The organism is Streptomyces inhibens, assembly GCF_022221585.1.
Classification (GTDB): domain Bacteria; phylum Actinomycetota; class Actinomycetes; order Streptomycetales; family Streptomycetaceae; genus Streptomyces; species Streptomyces inhibens.
Window position 1 is genome coordinate 8,097,080 of record NZ_CP084681.1, and the last position, 14,410, is coordinate 8,111,489.

A 14,410-nucleotide genomic window follows, 5' to 3' on the forward strand; every position below is an offset into this window, starting at 1 on the left:
TCGCCGTGCACGCGACATGTATGTGATGTATCTCATGTTGACGGCGGCCGGTCGGGCACCTATGACGAGGCGCCGCTACGGGAGTTGCGCCGGCATCTGTACCGACTCCCCGGGGTGCATCAGGAACTCCTCCACGATTCCCGGGGCCGCCGCCGCGGCGAAGGCGGGAGCCTCGGAGGCCGCGAGGTCCGGCATGCGATAGCCGCCCTCGCCCGCCGCGACCGCCGCGGTGAGCGTGACCAGGCCGGACCGGCGGGTGAAGGGCGAGGTGGAGAACGTCCAGGCGGCGACGGCCTCACGCCGAAGGGCGAGGGTGTCCCGGCTGAAGGTCCCCGAGCGGGTGACCAGATACCGGCCGTGCACGCCGTGCCCCAGATTGCGGTACGCGTCCCGGGCCAGCCACAGCACGAGCGGAGTGGTGACCACCGCGTAGATCCAGGCGCAGTGCAGCAGTACGGGTGTGAACGCCGCACCGAGGCCGGCCAGGACGGCGGTGCCCGGCAGCACGGCGAACAGCAGACCGCGGACCCGGCGGCGGCGCAGGGCGGTGCGCGGGTGCGGCGCCAGCGACAGGGGTGACCGGCTTCCGGGGAAGGGTGCGCGCAGCGCGCCGTCCGCCACCCGCAGCGCTTCCGGCCGGGGCGCCGGCGGCAGCAGTCCGCTGCGCTTGCGGTTCTCCTCGCGGTTGCCCAGGCCGCCGGCCACCGCGCGTACGACAGCGCCGCCACCGGCCCGCAGCAGCAGCGGCTCGCGCAGCAACACACCGGACAGCCGGGCGCTTTCGATGGTGACCGAGCGGGTGGTGAACAGCCCGCGGCGCACCCGCAGCGTGCGCGCGTCGGTCCACTCCAGGCAGTAGTTCCACCAGTTCTCGACATAGAGGGCGGTGGCGCCGGCCGAGCCCAGGGCGAGGATGACGAGCAGCGCGGCCGGGATCGTCAGCCAGAGCGCGCTCGCGCCGAATTCCGCGAACGCCCGCTGGACGAAGCCGAGTTTCCACGCCTCGATGCCGATGCCGTCCAGCACCCGGTAGACCGATCCGGCCACCACGAACACCCCGCCGATGACCCAGAAGGTGAGCGGTGCGTAGCGCAGCCAGCGCCAGTTGATGCGGGCCACCACGGGGTCGTTCGCGACCGCGTCGGAGTCGGGGTACGCGAGCAACTCCGCGCGCAGCCGCTCCGCTTCGGGAACCGTGAGCGCCTCCAGCGACAGCTCACTGCCGCCGTCGCCGGAGCCCGCCGTACCGGCGCGCAGCACGGTGACGCCCAGCAGCCGGTGCAACGGTGTCGCCGTCAGATCGACGGTGCGGATGCGGTGCAGCGGCACACTGCGCAGCCGACGGTTGAGCAGCCCGCTCCGTACGTCCAGCGTGGCGGGGGCGCCTCCCGTGCCGCCGGGGCGGTGGGGGACGGTGACGCGGAACTCCGTACGGGCCCAGCGGATCAGGCCGATCGTGGTGACGACGGCGAAGGAAGCCGCGATGGCGGCGAGCGTGATCCAGGCTCCGGCCGTGATCCGCCCCCCGGTGGCCAGCGCTGTCAGTGCTAGCGAACCGAGCGGCGCTGCCATCCAGCCGCAGTGCACCAGCAGCGTGCGCGGATCCAGCCGGCGCCACTGCGCCGTGTCGGACGTGTCGGACGGGGCGGACGGATCGGACGGGGCGGCGGTGGCATGCGGAACGTCGGGTGCGTCGGGGTTCGTGCCGGGCACCTCGGGAGGCAGTGGCGCGCTCATGCGGCATCACCCGGTACGTCCTGTGCGGCCTCGCCGATCATCCGGGACAGCTCCTCGGCGTCCGCGTCGGACAGTCCGGCGATCTTGATGTCGCCCGCGGTCGAGGCGGTGGTCACGGTCACCGTCGCCAATCCGTACCGCCGCTGGAGCGGCCCGCGCAGGGTGTCCACCGTCTGCACCCGGGACAGCGGCGCGATCCGCCGCTTCTGCCAGAACCAGCCGCCCGCCGCGTAGACCGCGCGCTCGCCCAGCTCCCATGCGTGCACCGTATACCGCCACCGCGGCATGGCCACGAGATAGCCGACGGCCGGCAGTACGAGCACGACCAGCAGCAACGGCCCCAGCCATGGCAGCGCACCGGGGAAGAAAAGTATGGACAGGACCGCCATGACGAGCGCCGTGAGCAGCATCGGACCGCTGAGGGTCAGCAGTGCCTGGACCGTCCACCAGCGGCGGGCCCGGGGATCGACACGGTGGCGGGGTGGGCGCAGGAGCGGGGCGGCGTGCTCGGGCATCAGGGTCACCGGTTTCCAAGTCAAGCGTATTGAGTAGCGGTACGTTATAACGGTACAAGCGACTTGTAAAAGCGGGCAGGCCCCGAACCCGGAGCCATGCGCAAGGGGCCGCGTACTGATGAAGGAGGTCGTCCGTGCCCAAGAAGGTGGACCACGAAGCCAGGCGCCAGGAGATCTCCGAGGCGCTGTGGCGGATCGCGAGCACCCGCGGGCTGGACGGCGCGAGCCTGCGCGATGTCGCCGCGGAGGCCGATATCTCGCTCGGCCGGCTACAGCATTACTTCCGCACCCGGGACGAGATGCTCCTCTTCGCCCTCCGGCACATCAATCAGCTGGCCGCCCGACGGATCCGCGAGCGCATCGAGGCGCTCACCGAGGAACCGACCCCGCGCGAGGTGCTGCGCGCCTGCCTGTCGGGCATGCTGCCGCTGGACGACAAGAGCCGCACCGGCCTGCTGGTCGGCGCCGCCTACTACTCCCGCGCCGTACACGACGAAACCCTGCGCGCCGAGGCCCGGGACGGCATCCCCCAGCTCCGCGCCTTCTTCGCCGACCAACTGCGGCTGGCCGCGGAACGCGGCGAACTCCCCCCGGAACGCGCCACCGAGGACGAGGCGATGCTGCTGATCAGCATGGCCGACGGGCTCGCCAGCTACGTCCTGCTGGATGTGCACGCACCGGAGACCGCGCTACGGCTGCTGGATCTGCATCTGGCGAATCTGTTCGGGACGGGGGAGTCCGGGGAAGTGGGGGAGACAGAGAAGAGGGGGGAGGCAAGGGAGAGGGGGGAGGCAGGGGAGCCGGAGGAGTCGGCCGGCTTTGGGGGCACCCCGGTGGTCAACTCACGGCTCGCCCCAGGACTCACCCCACGGCTCACCCCCGAAGAAACGCCGGCACCTCCCGCTCCCGGGCCGTCAGCCGCCCCAGCTCCTCGGTGACGGCCTGCTCGACGTACCGACTCAGGATCAGCACCGCCAGCGACGGCTGCCGGGACTGCAGTTCACGTGGCACGCAGGCCCTCGTCCGAGAACCCCGACGGCATCCGTACGTCCACGACCGCCACCTCCGGCCGGTGCTCCTCGACCGCGGCGATCAGCGACCGCGCATCGCCGACCGCCGCGAGGACCGTGTGCCCGAACCGCTCCAACAGGCCGACCGGCGTTGAGGCCCAGGAGCCGCGCAACCGGGATCTGGGGACCTATGCCTCGCGCAACCGGGGTCTGCTGGAGACCTATGCCTCGCGCAACCGGGATCTGGGGACCTATGCCTCGCGCAACCGGGGTCTGGAGGCCTGCGCCTCGCGCAACAGGGTCTGGAGGCCTACGCCTCGCGCAACAGGGCGGCGAGATCGGCCTCGACATCCAGATGCCGCGCCTCATCGCCCTCCGCGACGATCCCGTACGACCGGGCCAGGAAGCTCCGCAGGTCCTGCCCCTCGAACTGCACCACCGCCATCCCTACCGCGGTATGGAATTCCACCACGACGGCGTCGGAGCCGCTCGGCCAGATCTGCACATCGCCCGCCCCGGCCGGCTCGCGCAGCCCCTCCGCCAGCAGATCGCGCCCGAACGTCCATGCCACCTCGACCCCGTCCAGCGAAGCGACGGGCGGAAAGACCAACCGCACCGCGAACGGGTCGGCACGGTCGTAATGCAGACTCGCCGGAATCACCCGCGACCGGGGAGTGATCGCGATGAGACGGGCCTGAACGGCTTGGTCGATGACGCTGGACATCGCCGGCTCCCTTGCATTCGGTGCGGATATCCGGTGCGGACATTCGGTGCGGATTCTTGGGTCTACAGCCACTAGGACGTGCAGGTCATTGCGCCAGGTGCATTGGATTCCTATGTGACCTGCGTCACGGGCCTTTGAATGTATGCATATGCCCTCTTTGCTGCGCGCGGTCGGTCCGAGCGGCGTGCGGGATCGGCCCGAAGGGGCTTCACTTGACAGGCCGTCAGGGGTGAGGGCGGTGGCCTGGACGCGCCGGCCGGGCTGGGCTAGCTTCCAGCGCACAACACGAGCGGGGTGGGGCGAATGCGGCGCACGGGACGCCAGTTGGGCATGTCCTTGTTCTCGGGCAGGGACACAACCACGGACACAACCAGGGATACGCGCACGGATACCAGCAGGGATACGAGCCGGGCCGTGCCCAGGCGCAGGGCCATGCGCTGGATGGCCCTGACCGCCGTGGCGACGGCGCTCGCCACGATGGCCGCCGCCCCGGCAATCGCCGACACCGCCACCCCACACGCCGCCGGCTGGCAGCTCAAGGACAGCGGCAGCACCGCCCGCTTCCGCGGCCTGGCGGCCGTCAGCCGTACCACCGCCTGGGTCGCCGGTACGGCGGGCACCGTGCTGCGCACCCACGACGGCGGCAAGCACTGGAGCGATATCTCCCCGCCCGGTGCCGGAGCGCTGGAGTTCCGCGACATCGAGGCGTTCGACGCGCGTCACGCGGTCGTCCTCGCGATCGGCGAGGGCGAGGCCTCGCGCGTCTTCCGCACCGACGACGCCGGTGCCACCTGGACCGAAAGCTTCCGCAACACCGACCCACGGGCCTTCTACGACTGCCTGACCTTCTTCGACCGGCGGCACGGCATCGCCCTCAGCGACCCCGTCGACGGCAAGTACCGCATCCTGTCCACCGGGGACGGTGGCCGCAGTTGGCGGGTACTGCCCTCGGACGGCATGCCGCCGGCCCAGAACGGCGAAGCCGCGTTCGCCGCCAGCGGCCAGTGCCTGGTCTCCTCCGGCAGCCGTGACGCCTGGATCGCGACCGGCGGCGCGGCCACCGCCCGCGTTCTGCACACCGCCGACCGCGGCCGTACCTGGTCGGTCACCGACGCCCCCGTACCGGCGGGCGACCCGGCACGTGGCGTCTTCGCGCTCGCCTTCCGCGACCGCACCCACGGCCTGGCGGTCGGCGGCGACTACCGCCCCGACCAGTCCTCGCCCCGCGCCGCCGCGGTCAGCGACGACGCCGGCGCCACCTGGACGTCGGCCGCCGAGCCCCCGAAGGCATACCGCTCCGGCGTCACCTGGCTCCCGCACTCCCGGCGGCTCGCCCTGGCCGTCGGCCCCTCCGGAAGCGATCTCACGCTCGACGGCGGCCGCACCTGGCGCACCTTCGACAACGGCTCGTACGACACCGTCGACTGCGCCCCGGACCTGGGCTGCTGGGCCGCTGGTGAGCGGGGCCGGATCGCACGACTCGAACCGTGAGGCCGGCGCCCGCAGCTCCGCGCGGGCGGGCCGGGCATGGCATGCACCCCCTGGCCCCGCCCCCGCATCACCCGCTGATGGACTCAAGGACTCACTCAACGACGGTGAAACTCAGTGACTGAGTGACTGAGTGACTCAGGGGCGGAGGACCGATGGGCCCACCCCTCTGCCCCTGCCTCCGCCTCCGCCGGCGTCAGTCCATCAAGCTGCCGAGCCGCCCCTCCAGTACGACCAGCAACTCGCTCAAGCCCTCGGAGAGTTCCTCCTGCCGCTGGTCGCCGATGCCGTCCAGCAGCGACGCTTCGTACCGCAGCTGTTCGGGCAGCAGCCGGTCGATGGTCTCGCGCCCCTCATCGGTGAGCGAGAGATGCGCGACGCGGCGGTCGCGGTCGTCGGGCCGGCGGGCGATCAGCCCGCGCTCCTCCAACTGCCGTACGCGTTTGGTCACCGCGGCACCCGAGGCGAAGGTCTCGCGGGCCACCCGTCCGGGGGTCAGCTCACGGTCCATCCGGCGCAAGGTGCCGAGGATGTCGAACTCGGGACGGGTGAGCCCGGCCCGCCGCAGCGGCGCATCGGCCGCCTGCTGGAGCAGCGCGGAACAGCGGTTGAGCCGCCCGATCACCGCCATCGGGCCGGTGTCCAGCCCGGGGTGTACCTGCTGCCACTGGCGCAGCACCCCTGCGACGATGTCCTCGGTCACCCGCACTCTCCTCTCGACCATGCCGTACGCCCCCAATTGTGCCTGCCGCAGGGGGTGCCGGCCGCCGCGCCGGGCGGGCGCGTGGGTCAGGCGGCCAGGGCCGGTGCCGAGAGCCGGCGGACGAGGCCGGCCAGCGCGCGATGGCCCTGCTGCTCGGCGTGTGCGATCCGCTCCTCCGGGAGGGCGCGCTGCCACCACTCACCGGCCGCCACCTCCACGGCCTCACGGAGCTCGACCAGGCAGCCGGCCAGCCGGTCGCGGGCCCAGCCGGTCTCCAGGGCGTCGTCCGCCCCGGGCACCGGCCCCGCCGCGAGCAGCCGGAGCGCGGCGGCCTCGGCCTCCGCGACCCGTGCCAGGGCGGTGTCGATACGGTCGGTGGCCCGCCGGTTGGTGACCAATACGCAGCAGGCCAGGCCCACCGCGGCGCCCACAACGGTGTCGATCCAGCGGTCGGCGATCAGTGTCTCCGCGGGCAGATGACCGCCGAATTCGGTCAGCAGCAGCGCCATCGGCGTGACCCACACCGAGCCGAGCCAGTAGTTGCGGGTGATGCAGGCCTCCGCGCCGAGCTGGAAGGCCAGCGCCAGCGCGATCATCGCGAGCTGCCCGGTATGGATCAGCGGCAGCAACGCGGTGAACAGCAGCAGTCCGAGCAGATTGCCGATGGTGCGCTGTAGCGCGCGCTGCCAGGAGAGGGTGGTGTTGGCCTGGTAGATCGAGGCCGCGGTGACCACGGCCCAGTACGGATGTCCGACGCCGACGGCCATCGACGCCCAGCCCGCCAGCAGACACCCGACAGCGACCCGTGCGCCGATGGGCAGCAGCGCCGACCCGGGCGCGAGCCGGGCGAGCACCGCCCGTATCCCACGCGGTCGCCCGGGCGCGGGCCGCCGCAGCCCGGGCGCCTCGGCGTCCACGCCCACCCGCTCATCGGCACCGATGCCCAGCAACTCGGTGGCCTCGACGCCACGCAACTCCTCGGCCTGGGCGGCCGAGAGACCGACCTCGGGCAGCGGGCGTCCGCTACGTACGTCACGAGCCCAGGCAGCGAGCCGGTCGACTTCCGTGGCGGTGGGGGCGGCGGTGGGGTTGGGTTTGGCGTTGGCGTTGGCGTTGGCATTGGCATTGGCGGAGCTTCTGCCGTAACGGTCGTCGTATCCGTCAGCGGTGACCTGGTTGCCGTGCGGCCCCGTGCTCCCCCCGTTCTCCCCGCTCCCCAACGCCGACTCGGCCCGTATCAGCAGACGTTCGAGCCGGGCCCGCGCCGCGGCCTTCGCAGGGGTGCGCGCCGGGACCAGGAACAACGTGTGCCAGGCCGCGTTCACGGCGGCCGCGGTGGCATGCCGGGCGTGCGCCACCCCGGCCGATTCCACGCCGCCGGCGCCCGATTCGGTACGCAGCAGCCCGGCGGCGGCCTCGAGCGCGCGAGCGGTGGCGATCCGCTCCGGCCCCTGCGGCCGGACCAGCGACGGCGCCATGCACACCAGCCAGGCGAGGACCCCCGTGCCGAGCGCCAGCGCCACGTGCTGGGGCACCTCTCCCAGGCGTTGCGGCACGAAGAACGCCGACGCGGTGATGAAGGTCAGGATGAGGTTCCCCGGCGGGCCGATACGCGTCGCATCGCAGAGCATTTTGTGGACCGCGGCGATCAGCGAGGCGAGGACGACGAGCAGCGCGGTCGAGGTGGTCAGCGATGCGGCGGTCAGCGCGTTGCCCAGGCTCGCGACCATGCCGAGCACCACCCACGGCAGGGTGCGGGCTCGGGCCGCGTACGGCAGACCGTGCGCATACAGCGCGCACATCGCCCCGGCCGAGGTGTAGAGGATGAGATCCAGCCGGCCCAGTGCGAACAGTGTGAGGTCGGGGATCGCCAGGGCCGCGACCGCGCTGAGCGCGGGCTTGTGCCAGATGTCGACGGGGCGGCGGAGTCGCACGGTGCTCTTGATCGGCAACGGTCGGGCGCGCACCGCGCTTCCCGGCGTGGCTCTCCCCCGCTGCTCGGCAGGTTTGGCGTGCTTCCCCATGGGAGAAGATTAGCAGGTGTTTTACTCGTAAAGAATATGTGCCGCGTCACGCCCGGAGCCAGCCCCACGCAAGCACCCGGGATCGGCCCTCTACCCACCACGCCCTGCGGCAGCCTTCTGCACGCACCCTGGCTCGGCCTCATGGCCACGCCTGGGTCAGGTCCCCATGGCCGCGCCCGGGGCCTGGCCCCACCCACGAGAGAGCGACAATGGCCGGGTGCCAGCCGCCAAAAAGAAGACGACGACCGCGAACGCGTCCCCGGAGCGTCGCCGCGAACTGCTCAACACCGCGGCGGAGGTCTTCGCCGCGCAGGGCTACAACGCCACCACCGTCCGCCGCATCGCGGACGAGGCCGGGATGCTGGCGGGCAGCCTCTACTACCACTTCGATTCCAAGGAATCGATGCTGGACGAGATCCTGTCCACCTTCCTGACCGAGCTGTGGGACGGCTATGACGCCGTACTCGCCGCCGGCCTCGGCCCGAGGGAGACCATCGAAGCCCTGGTCACCGAGTCCTTCCGCGAGATCGACCGGCACCGCGCCGCCGTCGCCATCTACCAGAAGGAGTCCAAGCACCTCGCCGACCAGCCCCGCTTCGGCTATCTCACCGACTCCCAGCGGAAGTTCGAAAAGGCCTGGCTGGGCACGCTGGAGCGGGGCGTGGCCGACGGGGTCTTCCGCGCCGACCTCGACATCCGGCTCACCTACCGCTTCGTCCGGGACACCGTCTGGGTCGCGGCGAGCTGGTACCGGCCGGGCGGGCAGCACAGCCCCGAGGAGATCGCCCGCCAGTACCTCTCGATGGTCCTGGACGGCATCGCCGTACGTGAATGACCCACCCCTGAACGCACCTGAATCGTGCCCCACCGCAACTGAACGGCGCCCTTTGCCGGGGCAGCGCTCTCGGGCGCCCGAGAGCCGGAGCCTGAGTGCCGGCGCCCGAGGGCCCAGGTCCGAGATTCGGCGCTCAGGAATCGGTGCTCAGGAATCGGCGCCGATCACCGTCCGCTCAGCAGGACGTGTTCTTCACGTACAGGGCCCGCGGCCACGAGGTCGGTCCGTAGTAGACGTCCTTTGTCGCGCCCTTGGGGAGACTGCCGTGGGGATCGCGGTGGTGCGGGATGACGATGGTGAAGCACGACGTGCGCTGGGTGCACAGATTCGTCAGTCGGACGTACCGCTGCTGGCCCTTGTTGAAGTACTTCCGCACCTTCACGCATTGCGGCGACCGACCGGCGGCCGCGGCGTCCGCTGCGGTGGTCAGTGTCAGTGAGGCGCTGCACGCGACCGCCGCCAGCGCTATGGCCATGATCTTCCGCACGTGATCTCCCCCGATGGAAAACTCAGACTCCCCTGCGAAACCAGTACGGGCTTCGCACGTTCATTCCCCATTGTCCATACGCCCCCGAGGAAAATCAGCCCCGGGTGCCACACGGGGACACAACTGCGACACAAGAACCCCGCCCCCTTACCCGATCCAGGCCCCCGCCTCACGCAACGTAGCCTTCCCGGCGAACTCACGGCCGTACGGACTCACGGCCACCTGGACTCAGGGACTCAAAGCTCGCGACGCACTCACGGGGTCCAACAGACTCACAGGCCAACAGGCCCAACAGGCCCAACAGGCTCACGGAAACGGGGCCCGACCTCGTCCAGCCCGCCTATAGATCATCAATACGCAGATAGTTCAACGCTCGACGTGTCAGCTCGACCACGTCCTCCGGTTCGTCCTGCCACGCCCAGTGCTCCATGGCGACGCTGAGCGCATCGATCAATGCGCACGCCAGCAGCCGTACCTCCATGCTGTCCTCCGGCGCGCCCTTGCGCGCCGCAAGCACCGGCACCAGCTGGTCCTGCATGTCCCGCCCGGCGGCGAGCCACCGCATCCGAATGGCCGGCACGGTGGCCATGATGCGAACCAGTCGGCGGGCCTGCTCGGGATCCGCAAGGCGCCGGGCCGAGGCCGACGAGTCGAACGCTGCCCGTACCGCGCTGGTCAGCGGCTCATCGACAGGCCGGGTGGCCAGTTCATCGACGAGCAGACCGACGCCGGAGGTCAGCACGGGCGTCAGTGCGTCCTCCTTTGCCGCGCAGTAGCGGTAGAAGGTGCGCAACGAGATGCTGGCCGCCGATGCGATGTCCTCGACCGTCGTCGCGTCGTACCCCTGGTCGGAAAACAGGGCAGCCGCGGTCTCGGCGATCTCCAGCCGGGTCTCCTGCCGCCGCCGCTCGGTCAACGATGGTCTGCCTCGCGCTGCCGTCATCCACCTCTCCTGGTCGCGTGGGCCGTTCCGTCTATCGGGACCTCGATTTTGTCACAGACAAGCTTATTGGCACGTCATGCCAAAAATGCGTATGTTGGCAACGCCGAACCAACCCGCCGACGCCCCGACCGCCCGTCGACGGCGCCGCCCCCATGCCCCCTCAGCCCGGCGACACCAACACGAGCACCAACACGAGCACCACCATCAACACCGGCGTCGAGCGTCGAGCGTCGCGCACGATCAGCACGCACCACACCACCGGGCGTGCCCATGGATCGCGCCACCAGGCACAAGCGGGCCGGCGGCAACGCACCACCGATCAGATCGCGCACCCGATCACCCAGACCGCACCACCAATCAGCACGTGCCACCCGTGAGCGCACGCGCCATCCATCAGCACACGCCACCCATCACCACGCCTCAACGAAGGAGCCGACCGTCCCATGTCCCGATCCCGTACATACCTCGTCACCGGCGCCGCCTCCGGCATAGGCAAGGCCACCGTGGCCCATCTCCGCGAACAGGGCCACACCGTGATCGGCGCCGACCTCAAAGGCACCGACATCTCCGCTGACCTCGCCACGCCCGACGGCCGTACGGAACTGGTCGACCGCGCCCGCGAGTTGACCGGCGGACGCCTCGACGCCGTGATCGCCTGCGCCGGCCTCGCCCACTTCATCCCGCTCACGGTCCAGGTCAACTACTTCGGCGTCATCGCCACCCTCGAAGGCCTGCGTCCCCTGCTCACCGCCGGTACCGACCCGCGTGCCGTACTGATCTCGTCCGTCGCCGCCGTCCATCCAACCGACCAGGCCATCGTCGACGCGGCACTCGCCGGAGACGAGGACGCGACCGTTTCCGCTGCTCAGGCCGCCATGGACAGGGGCGAGGGATACGCCATCTACGGCTCTTCCAAGCAAGCCATCGCCCGCTGGGTCCGCCGTACGGCCATCTCCGACGGCTGGGCCGCCGCCGGCATCCCCCTCAACGCCGTCGCCCCCGGCACGGTCGTCACCCCCATGACCGAGCCCATGCTCGCCAACCCCGAGGTGCGCAAGGTCGTCGACGCAAGCGTCCCCATGCCGCTGCACGGCCACGCCCACCCGGAGCAGGTCGCGCCCCTGCTCGCCTGGCTGACCTCCCCCGAGAACACGCACGTCACCGGCCAGGTCATCTATCTCGACGGCGGCGCCGACGCCGCCCTCCGTAGCGACAACACCTGGTAGCAGCCATCAGCCCCTCAATACGAGCCCAGGCAACGACCATCCCGTAACGAGGTCACGCGACGCCGGGTCCGAAGCGGGGTCGGGGTGGGGTCGGGGCGATGTGGGGCGATCTGGGGCGGTGCGGGGCGGGTGTGGGGGCGGGGCCCAGGGGCGGGCCCCGCCCCCACCGGGGGGCTCCCCCACCCACCCCACCCCCTCAGCCACGCCAGCCACTCACCAGCGCTCACATCCGTCGACAGCTCTCACCAACCCCACCGCCCGCCAGCCGATTGCCGACCATTCGCTGACCGCCAACCGCCAACCGCCAACCGCCAACCGCCAACCGCCAACCGCCAACCGCCAACCGCCAACCGCCAACCGCCAACCGCCAACCGCTCATTGCCCTTTGCTGGTTGTCGTCCCTCGATCGTTGGCGCCCGGTGATCGCCCATCCTTCGTCGCCCATCCTTCGTCGGCCGGTGGCGTCAATCGATGGCGTCAATCGGTGGTGGACGGGCGTGCCGTGACCACCCTCAGCCCCCGGTCCGAAAACTCACGACGGGTTGCCTCCTTTGCGCCGCTGTCCGTGATGAACGTGTCAAAGACATCCGCGTCGCCGACCCGGGCGAAGCAGCGCTCGCCGATCTTCGACGAGTCCGCAACGACCACAGCACGCCGGGCCCGCTCGGCCATGAGGCGATTGACCCGCGCCTCCGCCTCGTCATGCACCGTGGCCCCCATCATCGGGTCCATGCCGTTGGCCCCGATGAACGCGATGTCGATGGAGATCTGCTGCAGCACCAATTCACTGAACGGGCCGACCAGTTCAAACGACCGCGAGTGCGCCACCCCGCCGGTCAGCACAATCTTGATCTGCGGCCGCACGGCCAGCTCATTGGCGATGTTGAGGGAATTGGTGACGATCGTCAGATGCGGTTGCGGGCCCGCCTCCGCAAAGTCCGGACGGGTGGCAAGCACCCGGGCGATCGCCGTGGTCGTCGTGCCACCGCTCAGCCCCACCACATCCCCGCGCTCGACCAGCTTCGCCGCGGCCTTTGCCACCGCCTCCTTCTCCTCCGACCGGTGAGCGTGCTTGTAGCGGATCGGCAGGTCGTACGCCACCGAGCTCAGCACTGCCCCGCCCCGGGTGCGGGTCAGCAACTGCTGCTCGGCGAGGGCGTCCATGTCGCGCCGCATCGTGGCGGCCGAGACCTCCAGCGCGGTCGCCGCCTCCTCGACATCCACCCGGCCCCGGTCCCCGAGCAGCTCGAGCAGTGCGTTCATCCGTTCATGGCGCTTCATAGCGTGCGAGCCTAATTCGTTTCAGCCGGCCACGGTGACGCCTGGTAGGCGCCCTCGTACTCCACCTTGTTCTCCTTCCTGCCGTCGGCGGTGCTGCCGGAATTGTTCGATGTGGTGGTCGTGCGTTTGTTGGGGTGAGGCGGTGGTCAAGGCCGCGCGTTGTGCGTCCGGTGGATGGTCGCCGTCACCTTGGTGATGGCTTCGTTGGGGATGTCGGAGTCGCCGAGTGCGGGAGTAGTTACGAGCGCGGGGAGTAGTAGGTGAAGCGGGGAGTGGTACGTGAAGACGGTCGTGCGGATTGGTGACGCCGGCTGCCCGGGGGTGGGGCGTCGAGGAGTGTGGCCAGCTCGGGCCAGCTCGGGCCAGCTCGGGCCAGTACGGGCCGGGGGCGATGCGGTCCTGGTCGCCGCCGGCCAGAATCGCGTTATGCGTCCAGTCCGAGCGGCCGAGGAAGTGGTCCGTCGTGCTGTGCTCGTTGCTGGGGCGGGTATCGACTCTGCCGGATCACCCCCGAGCCGGCGCCTGGGCCGCGTATTGGCCTGGGACCGTTGCCGGAGTGCCCAGTACGCCCAGCAGTCTTGCGGCCTCCTCGGCCACTGCCTCCCGGGCCGGCTTGACGTACTTCCGGGAGTCGACGAGGGACGGATCCGCGTCCAGCGTCTGTCGTATCGAGTGGGTGAAGACGGAGACCAGATGGGTGGAGATGTTGATCTTCGTCATTCCGGCGGCGATGGCGCGGCGGAGTTCGTCGTCCGGTACTCCGGAGGAGCCGTGCAGTACCAGTGGCACCGGCAGGACGGTGTGCAGCGCGGTGATGAGGTCCTTGTCGAGTACGGCCGTGCGCTCGTGCATCGCATGTGACGAGCCGACGGCCACAGCGAGGGCGTCCACGCCTGTCGCACGGACAAAGGCCAGCGCCTCGTCCGGGTTCGTGCGCACCCCTGGTGCGTGCACCCCGTCCTTGCCGCCGACCTCGCCGAGCTCCGCCTCGACATAGGCGCCGCGGTCGTGGCACCAAGCGGTGAGTTCGGCAGTGGTGGCGACGTTCTCTTCGTAGGGGAGTGCGGAGGCGTCCACCATGACCGAACCCACCCCGGCGGTGATGCCTTGGTGGACCAGTTCCGCATCGGTGATGTGGTCGAGGTGCACCGCGATCGGGGCGGTGGAAGCCTCGGCGAGGGCGAGGGTTGCGCGGGTGATGGGCAGCAGGCTGCCGTGGTAGCGGACGCAGTTCTCGCTGATCTGCAGAATCAGGGGGATACCCGTGCGCTCGGCGGCGGTGACGAGGGCTTCGGCGGTTTCCAGATGGATGACATTGAAGGCCGCGGCACCGACCCGCGCCTCACGCGCGGTGTCGACGATCGATGACGTAGGAACGAGGGGCATGGGAATCTGACTCCCTTGCGGGTGGGGAGGATCGACGTGGTGACGGGGAGG

Annotated in this window: 13 protein-coding genes and 1 pseudogene; 4 read left to right on the forward strand and 10 right to left on the reverse strand. The window is 70.5% G+C overall.

The features are described 5' to 3' along the window. Positions 1 to 75: 75 nt before the first annotated feature. Both KI385_RS36325 and KI385_RS36330 read right to left on the reverse strand, forming a co-directional pair. Entirely contained in the window at positions 76 to 1,737 is a 1,662-nt protein-coding gene (locus KI385_RS36325; RefSeq protein ID WP_238576285.1) for a PH domain-containing protein, read from the reverse strand. Next, positions 1,734 to 2,252 (reverse strand): PH domain-containing protein, encoded by a 519-nt coding sequence (locus tag KI385_RS36330; protein WP_238578000.1) that lies wholly within the window; start codon positions 2,250 to 2,252, stop codon positions 1,734 to 1,736. The genes KI385_RS36325 and KI385_RS36330 overlap by 4 nt, the downstream gene beginning before the upstream one ends. A gap of 134 nt (positions 2,253 to 2,386) precedes the next feature. Between KI385_RS36330 and KI385_RS36335 the strand changes: the two genes are divergently transcribed. Further along, positions 2,387 to 3,190: a TetR/AcrR family transcriptional regulator gene (locus tag KI385_RS36335; protein WP_238576286.1), complete on the forward strand. Its 804-nt coding sequence runs from the start codon at positions 2,387 to 2,389 to the stop codon at positions 3,188 to 3,190. Here the strand turns inward: KI385_RS36335 and KI385_RS36340 are convergent. Beyond that, positions 3,177 to 3,435 (reverse strand): annotated as a pseudogene (locus tag KI385_RS36340) (response regulator); the annotation flags it as partial. The gene KI385_RS36335 and the pseudogene KI385_RS36340 sit on opposite strands and share 14 nt — an antisense overlap. A gap of 137 nt (positions 3,436 to 3,572) precedes the next feature. Next, positions 3,573 to 3,986: a spore wall synthesis regulator SsgD gene (gene ssgD, locus KI385_RS36345; protein WP_238576287.1), complete on the reverse strand. Its 414-nt coding sequence runs from the start codon at positions 3,984 to 3,986 to the stop codon at positions 3,573 to 3,575. 477 nt (positions 3,987 to 4,463) lie between these two features. On the opposite strand from ssgD, the gene KI385_RS36350 reads away from it, so the two are divergent. Continuing rightward, complete coding sequence (locus tag KI385_RS36350; RefSeq protein WP_238578001.1) at positions 4,464 to 5,477, forward strand: WD40/YVTN/BNR-like repeat-containing protein; 1,014 nt, start codon at positions 4,464 to 4,466, stop codon at positions 5,475 to 5,477. 193 nt (positions 5,478 to 5,670) lie between these two features. Here the strand turns inward: KI385_RS36350 and KI385_RS36355 are convergent, their stop codons facing one another. Continuing rightward, the gene (locus KI385_RS36355; RefSeq protein ID WP_128503089.1) at positions 5,671 to 6,177 is read right to left on the reverse strand and encodes a MarR family winged helix-turn-helix transcriptional regulator; all 507 of its coding nucleotides are present in this window, start codon (positions 6,175 to 6,177) and stop codon (positions 5,671 to 5,673) included. Positions 6,178 to 6,263: 86 nt separating this feature from the next. Further along, a complete protein-coding gene (locus KI385_RS36360) occupies positions 6,264 to 8,201 on the reverse strand; it encodes an FUSC family protein (protein ID WP_238576288.1) in 1,938 nt (645 codons plus the stop codon). A gap of 217 nt (positions 8,202 to 8,418) precedes the next feature. Here KI385_RS36360 and KI385_RS36365 point away from each other — a divergent pair, with 217 nt between their 5' ends. Then, positions 8,419 to 9,036 (forward strand): TetR/AcrR family transcriptional regulator, encoded by a 618-nt coding sequence (locus KI385_RS36365; protein WP_238576289.1) that lies wholly within the window; start codon positions 8,419 to 8,421, stop codon positions 9,034 to 9,036. Between the two features lie 175 nt (positions 9,037 to 9,211). Here KI385_RS36365 and KI385_RS36370 read toward each other — a convergent pair whose 3' ends face one another. Together KI385_RS36370 and KI385_RS36375 are read right to left on the reverse strand one after the other, a co-directional pair. Continuing rightward, complete coding sequence (locus KI385_RS36370) at positions 9,212 to 9,523, reverse strand: hypothetical protein (RefSeq protein WP_238576290.1); 312 nt, start codon at positions 9,521 to 9,523, stop codon at positions 9,212 to 9,214. A gap of 340 nt (positions 9,524 to 9,863) precedes the next feature. After that, positions 9,864 to 10,439: a TetR/AcrR family transcriptional regulator gene (locus KI385_RS36375; RefSeq protein WP_238576291.1), complete on the reverse strand. Its 576-nt coding sequence runs from the start codon at positions 10,437 to 10,439 to the stop codon at positions 9,864 to 9,866. 470 nt (positions 10,440 to 10,909) lie between these two features. Between KI385_RS36375 and KI385_RS36380 the strand changes: the two genes are divergently transcribed. After that, a complete protein-coding gene (locus KI385_RS36380) occupies positions 10,910 to 11,692 on the forward strand; it encodes an SDR family oxidoreductase (RefSeq protein WP_238576292.1) in 783 nt (260 codons plus the stop codon). Between the two features lie 477 nt (positions 11,693 to 12,169). On the opposite strand, the gene KI385_RS36385 is transcribed toward KI385_RS36380, so the two are convergent. After that, positions 12,170 to 12,973, reverse strand: coding sequence for a DeoR/GlpR family DNA-binding transcription regulator (locus KI385_RS36385; RefSeq protein ID WP_128503077.1), 804 nt, complete (start codon positions 12,971 to 12,973; stop codon positions 12,170 to 12,172). A 504-nt stretch (positions 12,974 to 13,477) separates the two neighbouring features. Further along, complete coding sequence (locus tag KI385_RS36390) at positions 13,478 to 14,359, reverse strand: class II fructose-bisphosphate aldolase (RefSeq protein WP_238576293.1); 882 nt, start codon at positions 14,357 to 14,359, stop codon at positions 13,478 to 13,480. Positions 14,360 to 14,410 lie beyond the last annotated feature (51 nt).

What these genes read in the sequence shown, in the direction of transcription:
- KI385_RS36325 (WP_238576285.1), bottom strand. Translation starts at nt 1,737, where the DNA reads ATGAGCGCGCCACTGCCTCCCGAGGTGCCCGGCACGAACCCCGACGCA.
- KI385_RS36330 (WP_238578000.1), bottom strand. Translation starts at nt 2,252, where the DNA reads ATGCCCGAGCACGCCGCCCCGCTCCTGCGCCCACCCCGCCACCGTGTC.
- ssgD (WP_238576287.1), bottom strand. Translation starts at nt 3,986, where the DNA reads ATGTCCAGCGTCATCGACCAAGCCGTTCAGGCCCGTCTCATCGCGATC.
- KI385_RS36350 (WP_238578001.1), top strand. Translation starts at nt 4,464, where the DNA reads ATGGCCGCCGCCCCGGCAATCGCCGACACCGCCACCCCACACGCCGCC.
- KI385_RS36360 (WP_238576288.1), bottom strand. Translation starts at nt 8,201, where the DNA reads ATGGGGAAGCACGCCAAACCTGCCGAGCAGCGGGGGAGAGCCACGCCG.
- KI385_RS36380 (WP_238576292.1), top strand. Translation starts at nt 10,910, where the DNA reads ATGTCCCGATCCCGTACATACCTCGTCACCGGCGCCGCCTCCGGCATA.
- KI385_RS36385 (WP_128503077.1), bottom strand. Translation starts at nt 12,973, where the DNA reads ATGAAGCGCCATGAACGGATGAACGCACTGCTCGAGCTGCTCGGGGAC.
- KI385_RS36390 (WP_238576293.1), bottom strand. Translation starts at nt 14,359, where the DNA reads ATGCCCCTCGTTCCTACGTCATCGATCGTCGACACCGCGCGTGAGGCG.